This window comes from Collinsella sp. AM28-11LB, assembly GCF_003469895.1.
Taxonomy (GTDB): domain Bacteria; phylum Actinomycetota; class Coriobacteriia; order Coriobacteriales; family Coriobacteriaceae; genus Collinsella.
On record NZ_QSKJ01000006.1, the window covers coordinates 94,952 to 110,678 of the forward strand.

The following is a 15,727-nucleotide window of genomic DNA, read 5'->3' on the forward strand; positions in this document are numbered from 1 at the left end:
AATATCTACTCAGCAAGCAAGCGATGCAGCTCTTCTTCGACCGTACGCACATAGCGGACGCGGTCATTGATACCGCGCATAGTGGGGTTGCAGTTCTCCATCAGGCAGGGATGACCCACCACGTTGAGCATGTCGCGGTCGTTTTCATTGTCGCCAAATGCCATCATCTCGTTGGGTGAGATCCCCAGCGCACGGCCATAATCGGCAAGCGCGGACCCCTTGCCCGAATCAAAGCCGATAAAGTCCGTCCATTCGGTTCCCGACGTCATCACATCGACCCGGTCGCTAAAGCGACGCACGAAATACTCCAGCGCCGCCGGCTGCTCCGCCTCGGGCGTCTGGAAGGCAATCTTAATGACGTCCTCGTCGATGTCCTCGGGACGGTCGACCACCGCCACATCGCAATGGACCTCGTAGCGCAAATGGTCAACGAACACATCGTTGCCGCCTATGGTGTAGAGGTGCCCCTCACAGGAAAGGGTTACGTCGGCATGGGGGTAGGCGACCACGGCATTCGCGATATCCATCGCCAGGTAGCGATCCATAGGGCGCTTGACGACGGCGCGCCCCTCGCTCATGACCAGGGCGCCGTTTTCGCACACATAGGCAAGCTCGTCGGCCACCGGAGCAAACAGGTAACGCAAGCTCGCATATTGACGGCCACTCGCCGGCATAAACACGATACCGCGACGATGCAGCTCATCGATAAGCTCAAAGGCCTCGGAACGCGGCTCGCGCTCTCCCGGATGCAACAACGTGCCATCCAAATCGCATGCAATCAGCTTGATTCCCTCAAGACCCATATGCTTCCCCCAAAGCATCTCATCAACAGCAAGACGGACCTTGATTGGTCGCCCCTCAAGGTCCGTCTTGCGCATACGCGCGCTTAACCGCGCGTCTTTTTTACGATGGTAAAGTCGGGAGCCATGCTCACGACGACATCCGCCGCGCTCGACGCAAAGCGTCGACTGGCATCGAGCTCACGCGTAACCACCGAGAGCCGAACGCCTTCAATACCCCGGAGCATGCGGCCCAAAACAGGCTGCACCGGCGTATACATGCGCACGGTATGCTCGTCCGAGTCGCCTCGGAAAAGCGGCGCGTGCATATTGCCGATCTCCCAGCACGCATGCGCGAGCGCAATCGGGTCCATGCGGTCAACTTCGACCAAATAGACCTCGGCGCTACGCAGACGCACGACAACCGCCACGGGCAACGCACCCGTGCGGTCGACAGCGAGCACGTCGCCGTCGGCAAGGCGCTCAACGTCGGCGGCATCCAGCTGGACATTCACCGTGCGCCCCAGCTCCGTCATGCCCGCAAACGCGCGTGTGTCAGCCTGGTCCCAATCGAGCAGCAGCTCGTCAGTCTCAAAGACACCGCCCAGCTCCCGACGAAGCAAAAGTTCATAGGACGGGTCGTTGAGATTTCCCAAGCGCTCCGTAGCTACCAGGTCCGCGGGCATCAACTAGTCCTCGACCTCGACGAGCTCGATATCAAAGTTGAGGTCCTTGCCGGCGAGCTCGTGGTTGGCGTCGAGCGTCACGGCCTCGGGCGTTACGTCGATGACCACGGCGGGGACGGGCATGCCGCTCGGCGTGGACAGGAAGAGCTTCATGCCCTTCTCGATCTGCTCGATGTCGGGAACCTGTTCGGCCGGGAAGGTCAGAACCATCTCGGGGTTGTGCTCGCCGTAGGCATCGGCAGCAGGAATGTGCACGGTCTTCTTCTCGCCCACCTGCATGTCGACAACAGCGGCATCGAAGCCCTTGATCATCTGACCGGCGCCGCAGGTGAACTCCAGCGGCTCGCCGCGATCGTAGGAGCTATCGAACTGCGTGCCGTCGTCGAGCGTGCCGCGATAATGAGTCTTGACCTTCTTGCCCTGGTTGGACATGGTAACCTCCGTGATAAGGGCGGCGCACAACGCGGGCCGCCGTGAACATATGGCGCTAACTATACCCTAGTCATACAATTCAAAGACAGTTTGCAAAGAAACGCTGCAACCGGAGGAACCATGGCATATCCCGTATTCGACCTACACTGCGACACCGCCGACCGCATCGGCTGGGCCACGCTCGATCTCGACCTGCGCTTTACCGCCGGCACCGACGGTTATTTCCCCGGCGACGAAACGCATCCGCAAGATTTCGACCTCATCGAGGGCAACGCCTGCGCCATCTCGCTCGCAAAGATCGGCAACACGCCGTGGGCACAGTGCTTCGCCACGTTTGTCCCCGACGAGATTCCCGCCGCCCACGCAGCGCGTTTCCAGGCGCAGATCATGGCGCACATGAGCGGCCAGGCCATGCTCAATCACGACCGTATGGTCAACGTGCGCAGCGCCGCAGACATTCGCCCCGCGCTCAAAGACGGCAAGGTCGCCTGCATCCATACCATCGAAAACGCCACGTTCTTTGCCGAGGACCCCGCGCTGATCGAAGTGCTCAAGAGCCTGGGCGTACTCATGTCCTCGCTTAGCTGGAACGCGCAGGGACCGCTCGCGAGCGGCCACGACACCCACGCCGGCCTCACCGCCGCCGGCATCGAGGCGCTTACGCAGATGGAGCACGCCGGCATGGTGCTCGACGTCTCCCACCTCAACGATGAGTGCTTTAACGAGGTTGTCGCCCGCGCCACGCGCCCCTTCGTCGCCAGCCACTCCAACTCCCGCACCGTCTGCGGCGTCAAGCGCAACCTCACCGACGACCAGTTCCGCACCATTCGCGACATGGGCGGCATCGTCGGCCTCAACTACTGCAGCGAGTTCCTATCCAACAGCGCAACCGACGAGACCGCCGCGGACGTCACCTTCGACCAGCTGGCGGCGCATATCGAACACTGGCTTGACCTGGGTGGCGAGGACGTCATCGCGCTCGGCGGCGACTGGGACGGCGCCAAGGTACCCGCCTTCCTCTCCGATGCCAGCAAGATGCCAGAATTCCAGAACATGCTCTCCAAGCACTTTGGCAAGACCGTGATGCAGAAGCTCTGCAGCGACAACGCACTTGCCTTCTTTGAGCGTTATTAATTTCACATCCCCTGAGCGGGCCGGCATGCCGAACGGTCGACATGCCAGCCCGTCCCCAATCTGAAGGACCGCTTTTGACGCAGCAGTTTACGATTTCCGTATCCCGACCGGATGGGACGCCCATCCCCGTCGTCGTTACCAAAAAGCGCGTCAAGAACTTCAACCTACGCGTCACATCGAGCGGCGAGGTCCACGCCAGCGCACCGATCGGCGCCAGCCGCGAGCGTATCGAAGCGTTTGTGAAGCGCAACAGCGCCTGGATTATCAGCCGACTTGTCCAGCGCGAGCAACGTCAGGCGACGGCGCGAGAGCCGCGCAGTCCCTCGTCCATCATTGCGCTTTGGGGCAAGCCCATCACGGTACAGGACGCGCTCGATCATAACTTTGCATCACCCGCACCGCGGCCCAAGCAGGCCACCTTCGCAAGCTTTATGGGTGCCGACGAGCCAAGTGGGAGCACACAAGCAAAGCGGCGCACAGCCCTCGACGGCTTAACGCCCGATGAGCTCCAGGCCCGCATCGACCAGCTCTATACGTCCGAAGTCACCGCAGCGTTGCGCGATATTGTGCACGCATACGAAATCGCAATGGGCGTCGCCGTCTCCCGCGCCTCCGTGCGCAGTATGAAGACGCGCTGGGGCTCCTGCACGCCCAAATCCGGCGCCATTCGCATCGCGCGCGAGCTCGCCGCCTACCCTGTCGAATGCCTCGACATGGTTGTTGCCCACGAGCTCGTCCATCTACTCGAGCCGAGCCACAACCAGCGGTTCCACACCCTGCTCGACACGTACTGCCCCAACAATAGAGCCCTGTCGCAGCGGCTCAAGCAGCCACCCATAGAGACGTATTAGAACCGGTTAGCGCACGCGCTCGATCTCGACGCCGCAGCTTGCCAGAGGCAGGCCAACAGGAGCCCACGGCTTATCGAGCTTGATGCGCACACCAAGCAGCAGGGGGTAACGACGTAGCAGCATCTGGGCTGTCCCCTCGGCTGCCGCTTCGATGAGTTTAAACGTATGCTCGCGCAGATAGCCATCGACATCGTGGCACACCGAGCCATAGTCAATCGAGGCATCCAGGTTATCGTGCTCCCCCGCCGCGCGCAGGTCGGCATAGAGCACCAGAGAAACGATGAACTTCTGACCCAGCGCGTTCTCCTCGGGATACACGCCATGGTTGGCAAAAACCTCAAGGCCGTCAATGACAATACGATCGGCATGGCGCAAATCGTCATAGCTCACGTGAGGCACCGCCGTTGCGGTGGATATTTCGCCCCTTCCACGGCGGGCGAGCTCGGCACCCTCAACCTTGGTTGCATTCTCGGGCAGTTTCTTGTTACTCATCGCGATCGTCTCCTTCGTTTAGAACCCCGACCGCGCAAACTAACTACACGCGAATCGACAGGTTCTTTTTATCATCGCTCCAATTGCAAGCATTGCGCGCGGGGCATGCAAAGCAGGCACGCGACGCTTTGTCGGCTGCATAGAGCAGACGCTCAAGCGGTTGGCTGTTCACGCGCAACTTTCGATGGCCCAAAATGGCCGTCTTAATGGCTGCGGTATCGGCCGGCTCAAACGCCACGTCACCGGGCATGCCGGCGAGTATTGCATCAGCGACGCGCTCGCTTGCAACATCATGGGATATACCCGATTCATACTGTTCATCTTTGCCGATATCGTGAAGAAGTGCCGTGGCGTAGATGACCTCGCGGTCAAATTCGAGCTGTTCCTCGAGATTCTTGATCCACATAATGCGAGCGACATCGAGAAGATGGTCAATACCGTGGCGGCAGAAGATGCGCCCCGATTCCAGCTGTGCAATATTGCCCAGGTGCCGCCGGAACAGCCCGTTGGCACAAATGTAATCGATGCGAGGCATGGATCCAAAAGGGGCCAGGCCCGAAGCCATAAAGCCGCGACGCGACGTTCCCTCATCGGTCTTCGATGTAAAGTCGTTGACGACTCTCATGGCTAGCGGCCCAGCATCCTAAAGAACCGCTCCTCGAGCGCGGGATCGGTCTCAAAGACGCCGCGGCGAGCGAGCGTCACGGTCTTGGTGCCAGGCTTTTGCACGCCGCGCATGGTCATGCACATATGCTCAGCTTCCATGAGCACAATCGCTCCCTGGGGAGCGAGATAATCCATGAGGGCATCGGCAACCTGCGCGCACAGCTGCTCCTGCAGCTGCAGACGGCGGGCGTAGACCTCAACCGTGCGAGCAAGCTTAGAAAGCCCAGCCACGCGACCGTTAGGGATATAGCCGATCGCAGCCTTGCCATAAAACGGCAGCAGATGGTGCTCGCACAGCGAGTAAAACGTGATGTCGCGCTCGATAACCAAATCGTTCGAAGCGACGGCAAAAGTTTTGGACAGATGCTCCTCGGCACTCTGGTCCATACCGCCGGCAATCTCGCCATACATACGGGCAACGCGCGCCGGGGTCTCCAGCAGGCCCTCACGAGTTGGGTCCTCGCCTATGCCCTCAAGCAACAGCTTAATGGCGGCCTCGACTTTTTCCTGATCGACCATCTGGGCCTCACTTTTCCGATTTCACGTTCGCGCTATGGTACCACGCCCTCCGGCATCGACCACAAGCTACATAGTATGGGTCGAATAGACCGGATCATCACGCCAAAGTTCAACCGCATCACAAAGCGCAACGCCCTCGCGCTCAGCACGGGCACGCGTAGCGTTCATATCGATCACGCGCTGGTTGCTCGAACCCCTAAAGCGCAATGAGATATCGTACAGATCCTGAACAAACGGGCCATCCACCAACATATCGAGGCAGGCAAGGATACGATCCGTTGCCTCGGCATGGTGGCGACCGCCCGGCATAAGCTCCTCGAGCACGTCGCCGGTAAAACACCAAATGGTCTTTCCTGACCCCGCAGGATAAGCGGCACGAACACGCTCAACAAACTCAACGAGCCCCGCCTGATTCTCGGGCTCCATAGGCTCGCCGCCCAGAATCGTCAGGCCGTCAATAAAGGGATGATCGAGGCTCTCGATAATCTTGTCCTCGACGGCACGATCGAACGGCTCGCCCGCGGCAAAGTCCCACGCGACGGAGTTAAAGCAATTCTTGCACCCACGACGGCACCCGCTCACAAACAGAGAAGTGCGGACGCCTTCCCCATCAGCAATGTCGAAATACTTAATGTTCGCATAGTTCATAGGTAACTCTCCCGGGAGGCCGGGACATATCATCCCGTCCTCAAACATTCTCGGCCTGCGGCCTGCGAAACTGCGGGCGGGACGATATGTCCCGGCCTCATGCAAAGGGTAACTCAATGAACGAAGCGAACATCGAGCATAGGGTTCGAGGTCCAATAAAAACTGGGTTGCAGCTCAACCGTCATCGCAAGCAAAGCGTTGTTGCAAGTCAACTCATTTCCGCTAAGAACTTCGAGGGGTGAGCAGACCGCATGCTGCATCTCAGCTACATCAACTTGGCTGTCCCGTAGCGAGGCCCCGGACCTTTGCTCGATATGAGTTCCGCACGAACAGGAGGCGCCAGTGGCGCCTCCGTCGTGAGCCAGGACTGTCCGAAATAGCGAGTAAAGGTCCGGGGCCTCGCTACGGGACAGCCTGAGATGGTTATTAGAGATGCAGCACGCGGTCGCGGATCTCCTCGGTTCGACCCTGATTCCAGAACTGGGTACCGATGTAGCCGCACGTACGACGGGCGACGTTCATCTTCTCCTGGTCGCGGTTGCCGCAGCTGGGGCACTCCCACACCAGCTTGCCGTCATCCTCGACAATCTTGATCTCGCCATCGTAGCCGCACACCTGGCAGTAGTCGCTCTTGGTGTTGAGCTCGGCGTACATGATGTTGTCGTAGATGTACTGCATCACGCGGATGACAGCCTTGAGGTTGTCCTGCATGTTGGGAACCTCGACATAGGAGATGGCACCGCCCGGCGAAAGCTGCTGGAACATGCCCTCGAACTTGAGCTTGTCGAATGCGTCGATCTCCTCGGACACGTGGACGTGGTAACTGTTGGTGATGTAGCCCTTGTCCGTCACGCCTGGGATGATGCCAAAACGACGCTGTAGGCACTTGGCGAACTTGTAGGTCGTCGACTCAAGCGGGGTCCCGTACAGCGAGAAGTCAATATCGCTTTCTGCCTTCCACTCGGCGCACTTGTCGTTCATGCGCTGCATGACGGCCATGGCAAAGGGCGTGCCCTCCTTCTCGGTGTGGCTGTGGCCCGTCATGTACTTGACGCACTCATACAGGCCGGCATAGCCCAGGCTGATGGTGGAGTATCCGCCCACGAGCAGTTTGTCGATCGTCTCGCCCTTCTTCAGACGCGCCAGGGCGCCGTACTGCCAAAGAATCGGTGCGGCATCCGAAAGCGTACCCATCAGACGCTCATGACGGCACAGCAGGGCGCGATGGCACAGCTCAAGACGCTCGTCGAAGATCTTCCAGAACTTGTCCATGTCCTGATGCGAGCTCAACGCGACATCGGGCAGGTTGATGGTCACAACGCCCTGGTTAAAGCGACCGTAGTACTTGGGCTTGTTCGGGTCATAGTTCAGCGCGTTGGCCACGTTGTTAAATCCGTTACCAGAGCGGTCGGGCGTCAGGAAGCTGCGGCAACCCATGCAGGTATAGCAGTCGCCGTTGCCCGCGGTCTCGCCCTTCGACAGCTTGAGCTCGCGCATCTTCTTCTCGGAGATGTAGTCGGGCACCATGCGCTTGGCGGTGCACTTCGCAGCCAGCTGAGTCAGGTAGAAGTACGGGGAATCCTCGTAAACGTTATCGTCCTCGAGCACGTAGATAAGCTTGGGGAACGCCGGAGTGATCCACACGCCGGCCTCGTTCTTAACGCCCTCATAGCGCTGACGGAGCGTCTCCTCCACAATCATGGCAAGGTCGTGCTTCTCCTGCGCTGAACGAGCCTCGTTGAGATACATGAAGACCGTCACGAACGGCGCCTGACCGTTGGTGGTCATAAGGGTCACGACCTGATACTGAATCGTCTGGACGCCGCGACGGATCTCGTCACGCAGACGGTCCTCAACAACCTCGCGGACCTTTTCGGGGGATGCGGAAACGCCGAGCTCCTCGAGCTCGCGGGTGACCTCGCCGCGAATCTTTTGACGGCTCACCTCAACAAAGGGAGCGAGATGGGTCAGCGAGATGGACTGGCCGCCATACTGGGAGGATGCAACCTGGGCGATGATCTGTGTCGCGATGTTGCAGGCCGTCGAGAAGCTGTGCGGCTTCTCAATCAGCGTACCCGAGATAACAGTACCGTTCTGGAGCATATCCTCCAGGTTCACCAGGTCGCAGTTATGCATGTGCTGGGCAAAGTAGTCGGAATCGTGGAAGTGGATCAGGCCCTCATTGTGGGCATCCACGATCTCTTGGGGCAGCAGCACACGCTGAGTCAGATCCTTGGAGATCTCGCCGGCCATGTAGTCACGCTGGACGGAATTGACGGTCGGGTTCTTGTTGGAGTTCTCCTGCTTGACCTCTTCGTTGTTGCACTCGATGAGCGACAGAATCTTGTCATCGGTCGTGTTCTTCTGGCGCTTCAGGCTCTGAACATAGCGATAGATGATGTAGTGGCGGGCAACCTCGTAGCAGTCGAGACGCATGATCTCGTCCTCGACCAAATCCTGGATCTCCTCGACCGAAACGGTGTGTCCGGCATTCTCACATGCCTCGGCAACGTTTTGTGCCGCATAAACCACCTGACGGTCGGTTAGACGAGAGCTCTCCTCGACCTCCAAGTTTGCGGCGCGGATGGCATTGACGATCTTTTCGATGTCAAAGACGACCTCGGTGCCGCTGCGCTTGATGATCTTCATCCTCTTGCCTCTTTCGCGTCGTAGTCTCATTGCGCTTCAGAGCCAAACGATGCCCGGCAGGGCGTGCCCCTGTCTTGCGGCGCCGTCGCGCAATCTGTGTTCTCGATAAACCATATGCCTCCATGCGGACATGCCCAGGAGCCGATCAAGCGGCTCAGGGACACGTTCAAAAGAGGCAGTTAAGGTCTTCGTTCTCTGTCCGCCATCTATCATACGACAAAGACGCATCTATATCCTGTATTCTTTTTTTAGATCAAACACAACATATAGTGTTTTAGCAGGTCAAAGCAATTGGTCATTTTGCAGACACATAAATTATGAGGGGCTCTTGGCAAGTCGGTAAAACGTTACCAACACGGCTACCTGCATGGCAGTTATAAAACCCCCTTAGTCAAGCCGCCGACAAATCCTACCAAAACCAAGCCGCTCACGCCAAAAGAATCCAAAAGATTATGCTTGACCAACATGTTGCGGTCGAATGCCGGCGGACGGAGTGACAGGACTGCAAACGCTCGGAAGACTGCAGCCCCGGCACCCCGTCCGCCGGCATTCGATAGACGAGGAACTATTTCTTCTCTTCGCGAGCTGCCATGCGGCCGAGAGCCGCTGTAAAGGGATCGAGCAGCACGCCGGCGATAACCACAAAAGCCCACCCCTTTGTGACAAGACCTGCCCAACGCGCGAAGAACGTACGGCCTTCAATCGTTCCGAATCCTCCCCGGAAGGCAATCTCGCCAAAACCGATTACCATAAAAAGGAGCGTGGCACCGATGACCGTACCGGCGATCTTGTGTGACGCACTCCCCCGCTCAAAACCAAAAAAGTCCAGGCACATACCAACCGTTTTGCCAAACAGCGGGAGTGCGCTCAGAACCTCGGCGATCACCGTGGCCACGATGAGTTGTCCCCAAAAGCCCGTGGGGCTCGTCAGATCCAAGCCGGGCGCCCCTTCAATGATGGGGAGAAACGCGCAGAGCAATAGCGGGTTAAAGAAGCCGTTGAGAATACCGGTAACGCGGTTGACAGGTAACTTCATAGCCGTAAGCCTTTCAAAGTCATTGATAGAAAGAGGGCCGCCGGCATATGTCGGCGGCCCCGATAAAACATGATGTGCGGCAAAGCAACTACTCGAACGGCTACTCCGCCTCGCCGCCGGCCGCCATCTTCTCGGCCTCGGCAAGCTGGGCCGGGGTGAGTTTGCGATACTTGATGGCGCCAAAGACGACACAAGCCGCACAGACGATCATGCCGGCGATGAACTTCTGGTCAATCGTCGCACCAAACGGCGACGTCACGGCCTCAAACACAATGGGAGACAGTGCCATGCCAAAGTTGATGCCGGCCATGCCAATGGCAAGGTTAAACGCACGTCCCTCGGGGGCAGAGTTGCCGGCGGCAAAATTGCCCTCCAGCGGCACGTAGGTCTCCTTGCCTAGCGCAACGACAAAGCCCGCAACGCACAGCACCATAAAGGCGGGCGCAACCAGCGTCAGGCCCAGGCCAACGAGCGTCACGCCCCACGCAATCGGCATAGCCAGGTTCTTAAACTTGGCAAACAGCGGACCGACCAAAAGACCAGCCGCAATACCGGCAACGGTCATAACGGTAGAGGCAAGACCGGCCTCCACGGTACCGCCAAAGCCGCGACCCACAACAAGCAGCGAAACGTTGGAGCTGAAGAGCTGGAACGTGAGTACGAACACAAAGCTCATGAGCGTGATAATCGCGACCTCTTTAGGCATATTGGCAAACACATTGACCTTGCGCTTGGGCTCAAGATGACCCTCGGGAAGACAAACAGCCTCAATCACGATGAAAATGATCATGATGAAGTACGCCGCATAGCTATGAAACCATTCGGCGGAACCCAAAATACCGGACACCATGGTCCAGATAATGCCGCCAAGAGCAACAAAGGTGGAGTAGATGCCCATGACAAACGAACGCTGCTTTCCGCCAAAGTAATCCGCGATAAGAGCGTCCGTTGAATTCTGCACGGCACCGAGACCAAGGCCCATGACAGCAGAAGCCGCTAAGACTTGGCCGAGCGAGTCGTGGAACACCAGCACCGAGACGCCTGCCAGCATCACGATAACGTGACCGACGAGCGTCGTCTTCTTCTTGGACACGCGCGAAGCGAGCTGGGAAGACACGAGCATGGCGGACAGCGCCATCATCAACGGGATGATGCCGATAATCATCTGAACGGCAGCGATGTTCTCGTTGGGAAACGCCGCCGCGACAGAGGCCACGATGGGGACGGGCACCAACATGCCCATAATGCACATGGCGGCAGCATAAATGCCCACCAGGTACTTGATCTTGCTTTTATCCATGATCCATCCTTACACTTAAAGAAAAGGGTCGGAGCGGCCAGGCATCACCAGCGGCCGCCCCAAACACAGCACTATTAGTCGTTGAATCCGGTGAACACGGGTTCTCCGCTGTACACGAGCGCTTCCTCGACACCATCGAGCACGCGGCAAGCGCCAGACGCCATCGCCTCGAGCTCAAACTCGCCGGGATAAGCCGACACGGGGGCGATCCAAGAGCAGCATTCCTCAATCGAGGCAACGAGCTCCTTGCTGTGGACCATGCCACCTCCGAGCAAGATGCCGTCGACGTCGCCCTTCAGCACACAGGCCATCTCGCCAATCCACTTGCAGATTTGGTAAACCATTGCATCCCAGGCGCGAGCTGCAGCCTTATCGCCCGCAGCGGCACGCTCGCACACCTCGATGGCATCGGAGGTACCCAAAAGATCGACAAAACCGCCGGTCTTCATGCAATGGGCACGGGCGACATCAAGGCCGTGTTCCGCGGTGTACTTTGCGACCTCGATCGCGGGAACCGATCCGCAGCGCGTCGGTGCCATGGGGCCCTCGCCGCCGACGATGTCGTTGCCGTCCACCATCTTGCCCTTAAGATGAGCCGAGATAGAGATGCCGCCGCCGATATGGCAAACGATGAAGTTGCACTCATCATAGGGGCAACCGAGCTTTGCCGCATGGCGGATGGCGGTCTCTTTGAGATTAAGGGCGTGCAGATGCACGTTTCGATACACGCCCTTAATGCCCGTCATACGTGCGAGGTCGCACAGCTCGTCAGTATCGGGAGGATTCACCACAAAGGCGGGCTTGCCACATTTCACGGCAAATTCGTAGGCAATCTGGGGTCCCAGCTGCGCCGGGTGTTGAATGCCATTTGCGCCAACGCGAGCATGCTCGAGCATGACCTCATTGATGGCATACGTACCACCGGGCAGCGAAAGCAAGCCACCGCCGCGACCGACAAAAGCATCAAAGACCTCGAGCTTTAGGCCCGCCTCCTCCAGTGCCCCGAGAATCAGATCGCAGCGATACGGCATCTGAGCCGAAACCCCGTCGAATTGGGCAAGGTCCTTCGCATCGTGCGCAACGTTCTTACTGAGCTTGCACTCATCGCCCTCAAAAACGCCCACCTTCGTGGAAGTGGAACCCGGGTTGATTACCAGGATGCGCCAGGGAGTCTTTTTATCGGACATACCTTAAGCCTCCTTAAGCGCCTGAGCGCGCACGCAGCTCATCACCACGTTGCCGACGATCTCATCGACGGGCGCAGAGCGCGAGCAATCGCACACGATCTTCTTGAAGCCCTGAAGCATGGGACCGTAAGCATTGGCGCCGGTCAGATTCTGGATGATCTTGACGCCGATATTGCCCACGTTGATATCGGGCCAGATGACCACGTTGGCTTGGCCCGCAACAGCGGACTCACGATGCACCTTCTTGGCCGCAACCTTGGGGTTAATTGCCGAATCAAACTGGAACTCGCCGTCGATGGCAAGATCGGGACGGCGATCGTTGGCAATCTCGCGAGCACGGCGCACTTTGTCGACAAGTTCATTGTCCATCGAACCGTCAGTCGAATGCGAAAGCAACGCGCAACGGATATCCCATCCGGTCAGAGAGCGCACCGTCTCGCTCGACGAAATCGCGATCGAGGCAAGCTCCTCGCTCGTGGGGTCAACGCAAACGGCAGAATCGCCAAAAGCCAAAAGGCCACCTTCGCCGCCGTTCCAGTTGGGAATGTCGGCGATACCGCACGAGCTCACAGTGTCCACCCCGTCAGCAAGACCGACGATGGCCTGACCCGCCAGGATGATATCGCCCGTAGCGTTATCGATACCGGCGAACATAACGTCGACATCGCCGAGCACCTGCAAAATCAGGGCGCGCTCAAGCGGACGCGTCATACGGCGCGCAGCGCCCTTGGGCTTAAACTTGCAATCCGGATGAGAAAGGTAGCGCTCGCAACAAGCGGCGTTCGCCTCCTCGTCGGTCACATCGACAATCTCGATGCCGTCAAGGGAGATACCACGCTCGTCGGCAAGCTCCTTGAGCTTACCGCCGTCGCCAACCAGCACGCATTCGGCAAGATGCTCGGCGGCGATCTTTGCGACCGCCTGCATCATGGTCTCGTTTTCGCCCTCGGGAAAAGCAACGCGCATAGGCTTGGCGGCAGCCTGCTCGCGCAGGGTCTGCATCAGGTCCATGGCAGTTACTCCATCTCTTCGGCAGTGCGCTCGATAAGCTCGCCGATGGTCTTCATGACCATGACCTCGCGAACGGGAACCTCGGCATCGAGCTCGTTCTCGATCATGGACGTCAGGGCGATCATCTTCATCGAACCCTTGCCCAGGGTCTCGAACGTCGTCTCGGGGGTCACATCGCCGTCATAGTTGTAGGCGGACTTGGCAAAATCGCAGATCTGCTGAGTGAGTTCTTCGTTCATGGCAAAGCCTTTCTAAGATAAAAAAGAGGGGCGACCACGGCGGGCTGGAGACATGGGTCCCGCCGTGGCCTAAGAGAGGAATCGAATTGTTACAAGGGTGAAAACTTAGTCGTCAAGCTCGAACGTAAGCTCCTTGTAGCCCGGACGGTCGATGACCTTGGCATGGACGCCAACGGTCTCGCCCGCCATGAGTTTGGCGCGAATCTCGGGGGCCTTCTTCTTGGTAATGCCGTAGATGACGTAGGTGTACTGAGAACCCTCGTCGATATCAACGGCGCCGTAGGCGTACTTGCCATACTCCTTAAGGTAGGGCTTGTCGTTCTGCGGACCAGGCAAGGTAAAATCGATCAGATGGCCGTGACCGGAAACCTGGACCCAATCGGTCTTGTGATAGCCGCAGGCATTGCAGGCAAGGTGGGGCGGAAACTCGACGGCTCCGCACTCGGGGCATTGGCGCGCCCAATAGATGCCCTCTTCAAGACCCGTGTAGAACTTCTTGACCACGGGCTCCATATCTTTGAGTTGCATGAGAATACTCCTTATGGGAAATCGAAAACCGCGGTCGCTTAGGCGACGGTACGAAGAATCTGGCAGCGCACGTTCTGAGAACCGCCAAAACCGCGCAGGAACGCCGTCTCGGGAACCTTCTTCATCTGGGTAGCACCGGCGACGCCACGCATCTGCTTGACGGCCTCAACGATATCGGCGATGCCGGATGCACCATGGGCGTGACCGAAGTTGCAACGACCACCGTGCGGGTTGATGGGCTTATCGCCGTCAAAAGCGGTGCGACCATCGATCGCGTACTTCCAAGCCTCGCCGCGCGGAATATAGCCGCACTCCTCAGCCGAGACGATCTCGGAGGCAAGGAAGAAGTCATTGCACATAAACAGGTCGATCTCGTCGGGGCTCACGCCGGTAAGGTCGTAGACCTGCTTGGCGGCAAGCTCGGTAGCCCAGTGCTCGTTGTGAAGCAGGCCGGCCTCGACCGCAGAAGCGCCCGTACCCAAAACCTCAATAGGCGCATACGGCACGCCCATGGCCTTGGCCTTCTCCGTGGGCATCACGACAACAGCTGCGGCACCGTCGCATTTCTTCTCAAAGCCGGTAACACGCAGGTACTGCGTAACGCGCGGGTTATACATGCTCTTGAGATACTCGTCGGCGGTATCGAACCCGGCTGCCTTCGCGTCCTCCTCGACCGTAGTCTCGTACCAGGCAAGGGGATTCAGGACGGCACCGCGGCGAAGGCTCTTGGTAAGGCCGTTCAGGGCGTCATCAATCTGATCGGCGGTAAGGTCGTACTGCATCGAATACTCGTTGATCCAGTTGTCGAACGACACGCCAAAGGCGCCGTCGAGCGGGCGACCATACGCGCGGTCATAGATCTTATCGAGCGAGGGAATCATGACGTCGAGCGTAAAGTCCTGACGAATATGGGAGGGCATATGCTCGACGGGAAGAGTCGAAGCCAAATCGCAGGCACCCGTAAGGACAACGTCGTAAGCACCGGAAGCAACCGCCATCACGGCCTGCTCAAGGGCGACGTAACCCGTGCAGCAAGCCTCGGAATGATGGACGGAGCCCTTGGCACGAACGCCAAACCAATCGGCAACCTGCATGTTGGGGGTAATGCAATCGCCAACGAGATACGGATTGGCGCTGCCGTGATAGAAAAAGTCGATATCGCGGGGCTCAAGACCGGCATCGGCAATTGCCTCGAGGGCCGCATAGCCAAACGCCTCGCCCTCGCCAATACCCTGGGTCTCGGGATGCTCCTCAAAATCCTTGAACGGGGTGCAGCCCACGCCTACAATCGAGACGCTGCGCATGTTCTTTCCGAGCGTAACCACTGAATATCACATCCTAATCATGTGAAGGTGTACGGAGTGATGGCGCAGTCCGGCCGCGAGCGAAGGTGAGAGAGCGCTCGCGGCTTTTCTGTGCCGTCACACGTTGAACTACTGCAGTGGTTCTTTTGAACGTAGCTTTAGTTTATGAGGGGTTAAACGAGACACGTGAGACAAAAAGCCCCGATGTGTCCCATCATATGGGACGCATCGGGGCTAAGCGTTCCAAATAGCAGATAAACGGACTC

The 15,727-nt window shown here is 58.4% G+C and carries 17 protein-coding genes; 2 read left to right on the top strand and 15 right to left on the bottom strand.

What is annotated here, in order from left to right; translation table 11 throughout:
* Positions 1-5 precede the first annotated feature (5 nt).
* The 3 genes from DW732_RS05655 to DW732_RS05665 all read right to left on the bottom strand — a co-directional run bounded on the left by DW732_RS05655 (position 6) and on the right by DW732_RS05665 (position 1,897).
* Positions 6-803, bottom strand: coding sequence for an HAD-IIB family hydrolase (locus tag DW732_RS05655; protein WP_158567364.1), 798 nt, complete (start codon positions 801-803; stop codon positions 6-8).
* Between the two features lie 83 nt (positions 804-886).
* On the bottom strand, positions 887-1,465 hold the full coding sequence (locus DW732_RS05660; protein ID WP_118099033.1) for an urease accessory protein UreE: 579 nt from the start codon (positions 1,463-1,465) through the stop codon (positions 887-889).
* 3 nt (positions 1,466-1,468) lie between these two features.
* Positions 1,469-1,897, bottom strand: coding sequence for a peptidylprolyl isomerase (locus DW732_RS05665; RefSeq protein ID WP_117735322.1), 429 nt, complete (start codon positions 1,895-1,897; stop codon positions 1,469-1,471).
* 120 nt (positions 1,898-2,017) lie between these two features.
* Here DW732_RS05665 and DW732_RS05670 point away from each other — a divergent pair, with 120 nt between their 5' ends.
* On the top strand, positions 2,018-3,031 hold the full coding sequence (locus DW732_RS05670; RefSeq protein ID WP_117735323.1) for a dipeptidase: 1,014 nt from the start codon (positions 2,018-2,020) through the stop codon (positions 3,029-3,031).
* A gap of 74 nt (positions 3,032-3,105) precedes the next feature.
* Entirely contained in the window at positions 3,106-3,882 is a 777-nt protein-coding gene (locus DW732_RS05675) for a M48 family metallopeptidase (RefSeq protein WP_158564884.1), read from the top strand.
* Positions 3,883-3,888: 6 nt separating this feature from the next.
* Here the strand turns inward: DW732_RS05675 and folB are convergent, their stop codons facing one another.
* The 12 genes from folB to DW732_RS05735 form a co-directional block, all read right to left on the bottom strand.
* On the bottom strand, positions 3,889-4,374 hold the full coding sequence (gene folB / locus DW732_RS05680; protein WP_117735325.1) for a dihydroneopterin aldolase: 486 nt from the start codon (positions 4,372-4,374) through the stop codon (positions 3,889-3,891).
* A 43-nt stretch (positions 4,375-4,417) separates the two neighbouring features.
* Complete coding sequence (locus DW732_RS05685) at positions 4,418-4,999, bottom strand: HD domain-containing protein (protein WP_199406644.1); 582 nt, start codon at positions 4,997-4,999, stop codon at positions 4,418-4,420.
* A gap of 2 nt (positions 5,000-5,001) precedes the next feature.
* Positions 5,002-5,559, bottom strand: a complete 558-nt coding sequence (gene folE, locus DW732_RS05690; protein ID WP_022094399.1) for a GTP cyclohydrolase I FolE — start codon at positions 5,557-5,559, stop codon at positions 5,002-5,004.
* 66 nt (positions 5,560-5,625) lie between these two features.
* Positions 5,626-6,207, bottom strand: a complete 582-nt coding sequence (gene nrdG / locus DW732_RS05695) for an anaerobic ribonucleoside-triphosphate reductase activating protein (protein WP_118099034.1) — start codon at positions 6,205-6,207, stop codon at positions 5,626-5,628.
* A 426-nt stretch (positions 6,208-6,633) separates the two neighbouring features.
* Positions 6,634-8,856 carry an anaerobic ribonucleoside-triphosphate reductase gene (nrdD, locus tag DW732_RS05700; RefSeq protein ID WP_117743877.1) on the bottom strand — a complete coding sequence of 741 codons (2,223 nt, stop codon included), beginning with the start codon at positions 8,854-8,856 and terminating at the stop codon, positions 6,634-6,636.
* Positions 8,857-9,421: 565 nt separating this feature from the next.
* The gene (locus DW732_RS05705; protein ID WP_117763796.1) at positions 9,422-9,892 is read right to left on the bottom strand and encodes a hypothetical protein; all 471 of its coding nucleotides are present in this window, start codon (positions 9,890-9,892) and stop codon (positions 9,422-9,424) included.
* A 100-nt stretch (positions 9,893-9,992) separates the two neighbouring features.
* Positions 9,993-11,192, bottom strand: a complete 1,200-nt coding sequence (locus tag DW732_RS05710) for an MFS transporter (RefSeq protein WP_117743879.1) — start codon at positions 11,190-11,192, stop codon at positions 9,993-9,995.
* Between the two features lie 74 nt (positions 11,193-11,266).
* The gene (gene buk, locus DW732_RS05715; protein ID WP_117735331.1) at positions 11,267-12,379 is read right to left on the bottom strand and encodes a butyrate kinase; all 1,113 of its coding nucleotides are present in this window, start codon (positions 12,377-12,379) and stop codon (positions 11,267-11,269) included.
* 3 nt (positions 12,380-12,382) lie between these two features.
* The gene (locus DW732_RS05720) at positions 12,383-13,390 is read right to left on the bottom strand and encodes a phosphate acyltransferase (RefSeq protein ID WP_117735332.1); all 1,008 of its coding nucleotides are present in this window, start codon (positions 13,388-13,390) and stop codon (positions 12,383-12,385) included.
* Positions 13,391-13,395: 5 nt separating this feature from the next.
* Positions 13,396-13,629, bottom strand: coding sequence for an acyl carrier protein (locus DW732_RS05725; protein ID WP_055251381.1), 234 nt, complete (start codon positions 13,627-13,629; stop codon positions 13,396-13,398).
* A gap of 105 nt (positions 13,630-13,734) precedes the next feature.
* Positions 13,735-14,157: a Zn-ribbon domain-containing OB-fold protein gene (locus tag DW732_RS05730; RefSeq protein WP_117583871.1), complete on the bottom strand. Its 423-nt coding sequence runs from the start codon at positions 14,155-14,157 to the stop codon at positions 13,735-13,737.
* A 38-nt stretch (positions 14,158-14,195) separates the two neighbouring features.
* Positions 14,196-15,482, bottom strand: coding sequence for a thiolase family protein (locus tag DW732_RS05735; RefSeq protein ID WP_233502238.1), 1,287 nt, complete (start codon positions 15,480-15,482; stop codon positions 14,196-14,198).
* Between the last annotated feature and the right edge of the window lie 245 nt (positions 15,483-15,727).

Bases quoted from the DNA above. Each gene is read 5' to 3' on its own strand.
- DW732_RS05655 (WP_158567364.1), bottom strand. From the start codon at position 803: ATGGGTCTTGAGGGAATCAAGCTGATTGCATGCGATTTGGATGGCACG.
- DW732_RS05660 (WP_118099033.1), bottom strand. From the start codon at position 1,465: ATGCCCGCGGACCTGGTAGCTACGGAGCGCTTGGGAAATCTCAACGAC.
- DW732_RS05665 (WP_117735322.1), bottom strand. From the start codon at position 1,897: ATGTCCAACCAGGGCAAGAAGGTCAAGACTCATTATCGCGGCACGCTC.
- DW732_RS05670 (WP_117735323.1), top strand. From the start codon at position 2,018: ATGGCATATCCCGTATTCGACCTACACTGCGACACCGCCGACCGCATC.
- folB (WP_117735325.1), bottom strand. From the start codon at position 4,374: ATGAGTAACAAGAAACTGCCCGAGAATGCAACCAAGGTTGAGGGTGCC.
- DW732_RS05685 (WP_199406644.1), bottom strand. From the start codon at position 4,999: ATGAGAGTCGTCAACGACTTTACATCGAAGACCGATGAGGGAACGTCG.
- folE (WP_022094399.1), bottom strand. From the start codon at position 5,559: ATGGTCGATCAGGAAAAAGTCGAGGCCGCCATTAAGCTGTTGCTTGAG.
- nrdG (WP_118099034.1), bottom strand. From the start codon at position 6,207: ATGAACTATGCGAACATTAAGTATTTCGACATTGCTGATGGGGAAGGC.
- nrdD (WP_117743877.1), bottom strand. From the start codon at position 8,856: ATGAAGATCATCAAGCGCAGCGGCACCGAGGTCGTCTTTGACATCGAA.
- DW732_RS05705 (WP_117763796.1), bottom strand. From the start codon at position 9,892: ATGAAGTTACCTGTCAACCGCGTTACCGGTATTCTCAACGGCTTCTTT.
- DW732_RS05710 (WP_117743879.1), bottom strand. From the start codon at position 11,192: ATGGATAAAAGCAAGATCAAGTACCTGGTGGGCATTTATGCTGCCGCC.
- buk (WP_117735331.1), bottom strand. From the start codon at position 12,379: ATGTCCGATAAAAAGACTCCCTGGCGCATCCTGGTAATCAACCCGGGT.
- DW732_RS05720 (WP_117735332.1), bottom strand. From the start codon at position 13,390: ATGGACCTGATGCAGACCCTGCGCGAGCAGGCTGCCGCCAAGCCTATG.
- DW732_RS05725 (WP_055251381.1), bottom strand. From the start codon at position 13,629: ATGAACGAAGAACTCACTCAGCAGATCTGCGATTTTGCCAAGTCCGCC.
- DW732_RS05730 (WP_117583871.1), bottom strand. From the start codon at position 14,157: ATGCAACTCAAAGATATGGAGCCCGTGGTCAAGAAGTTCTACACGGGT.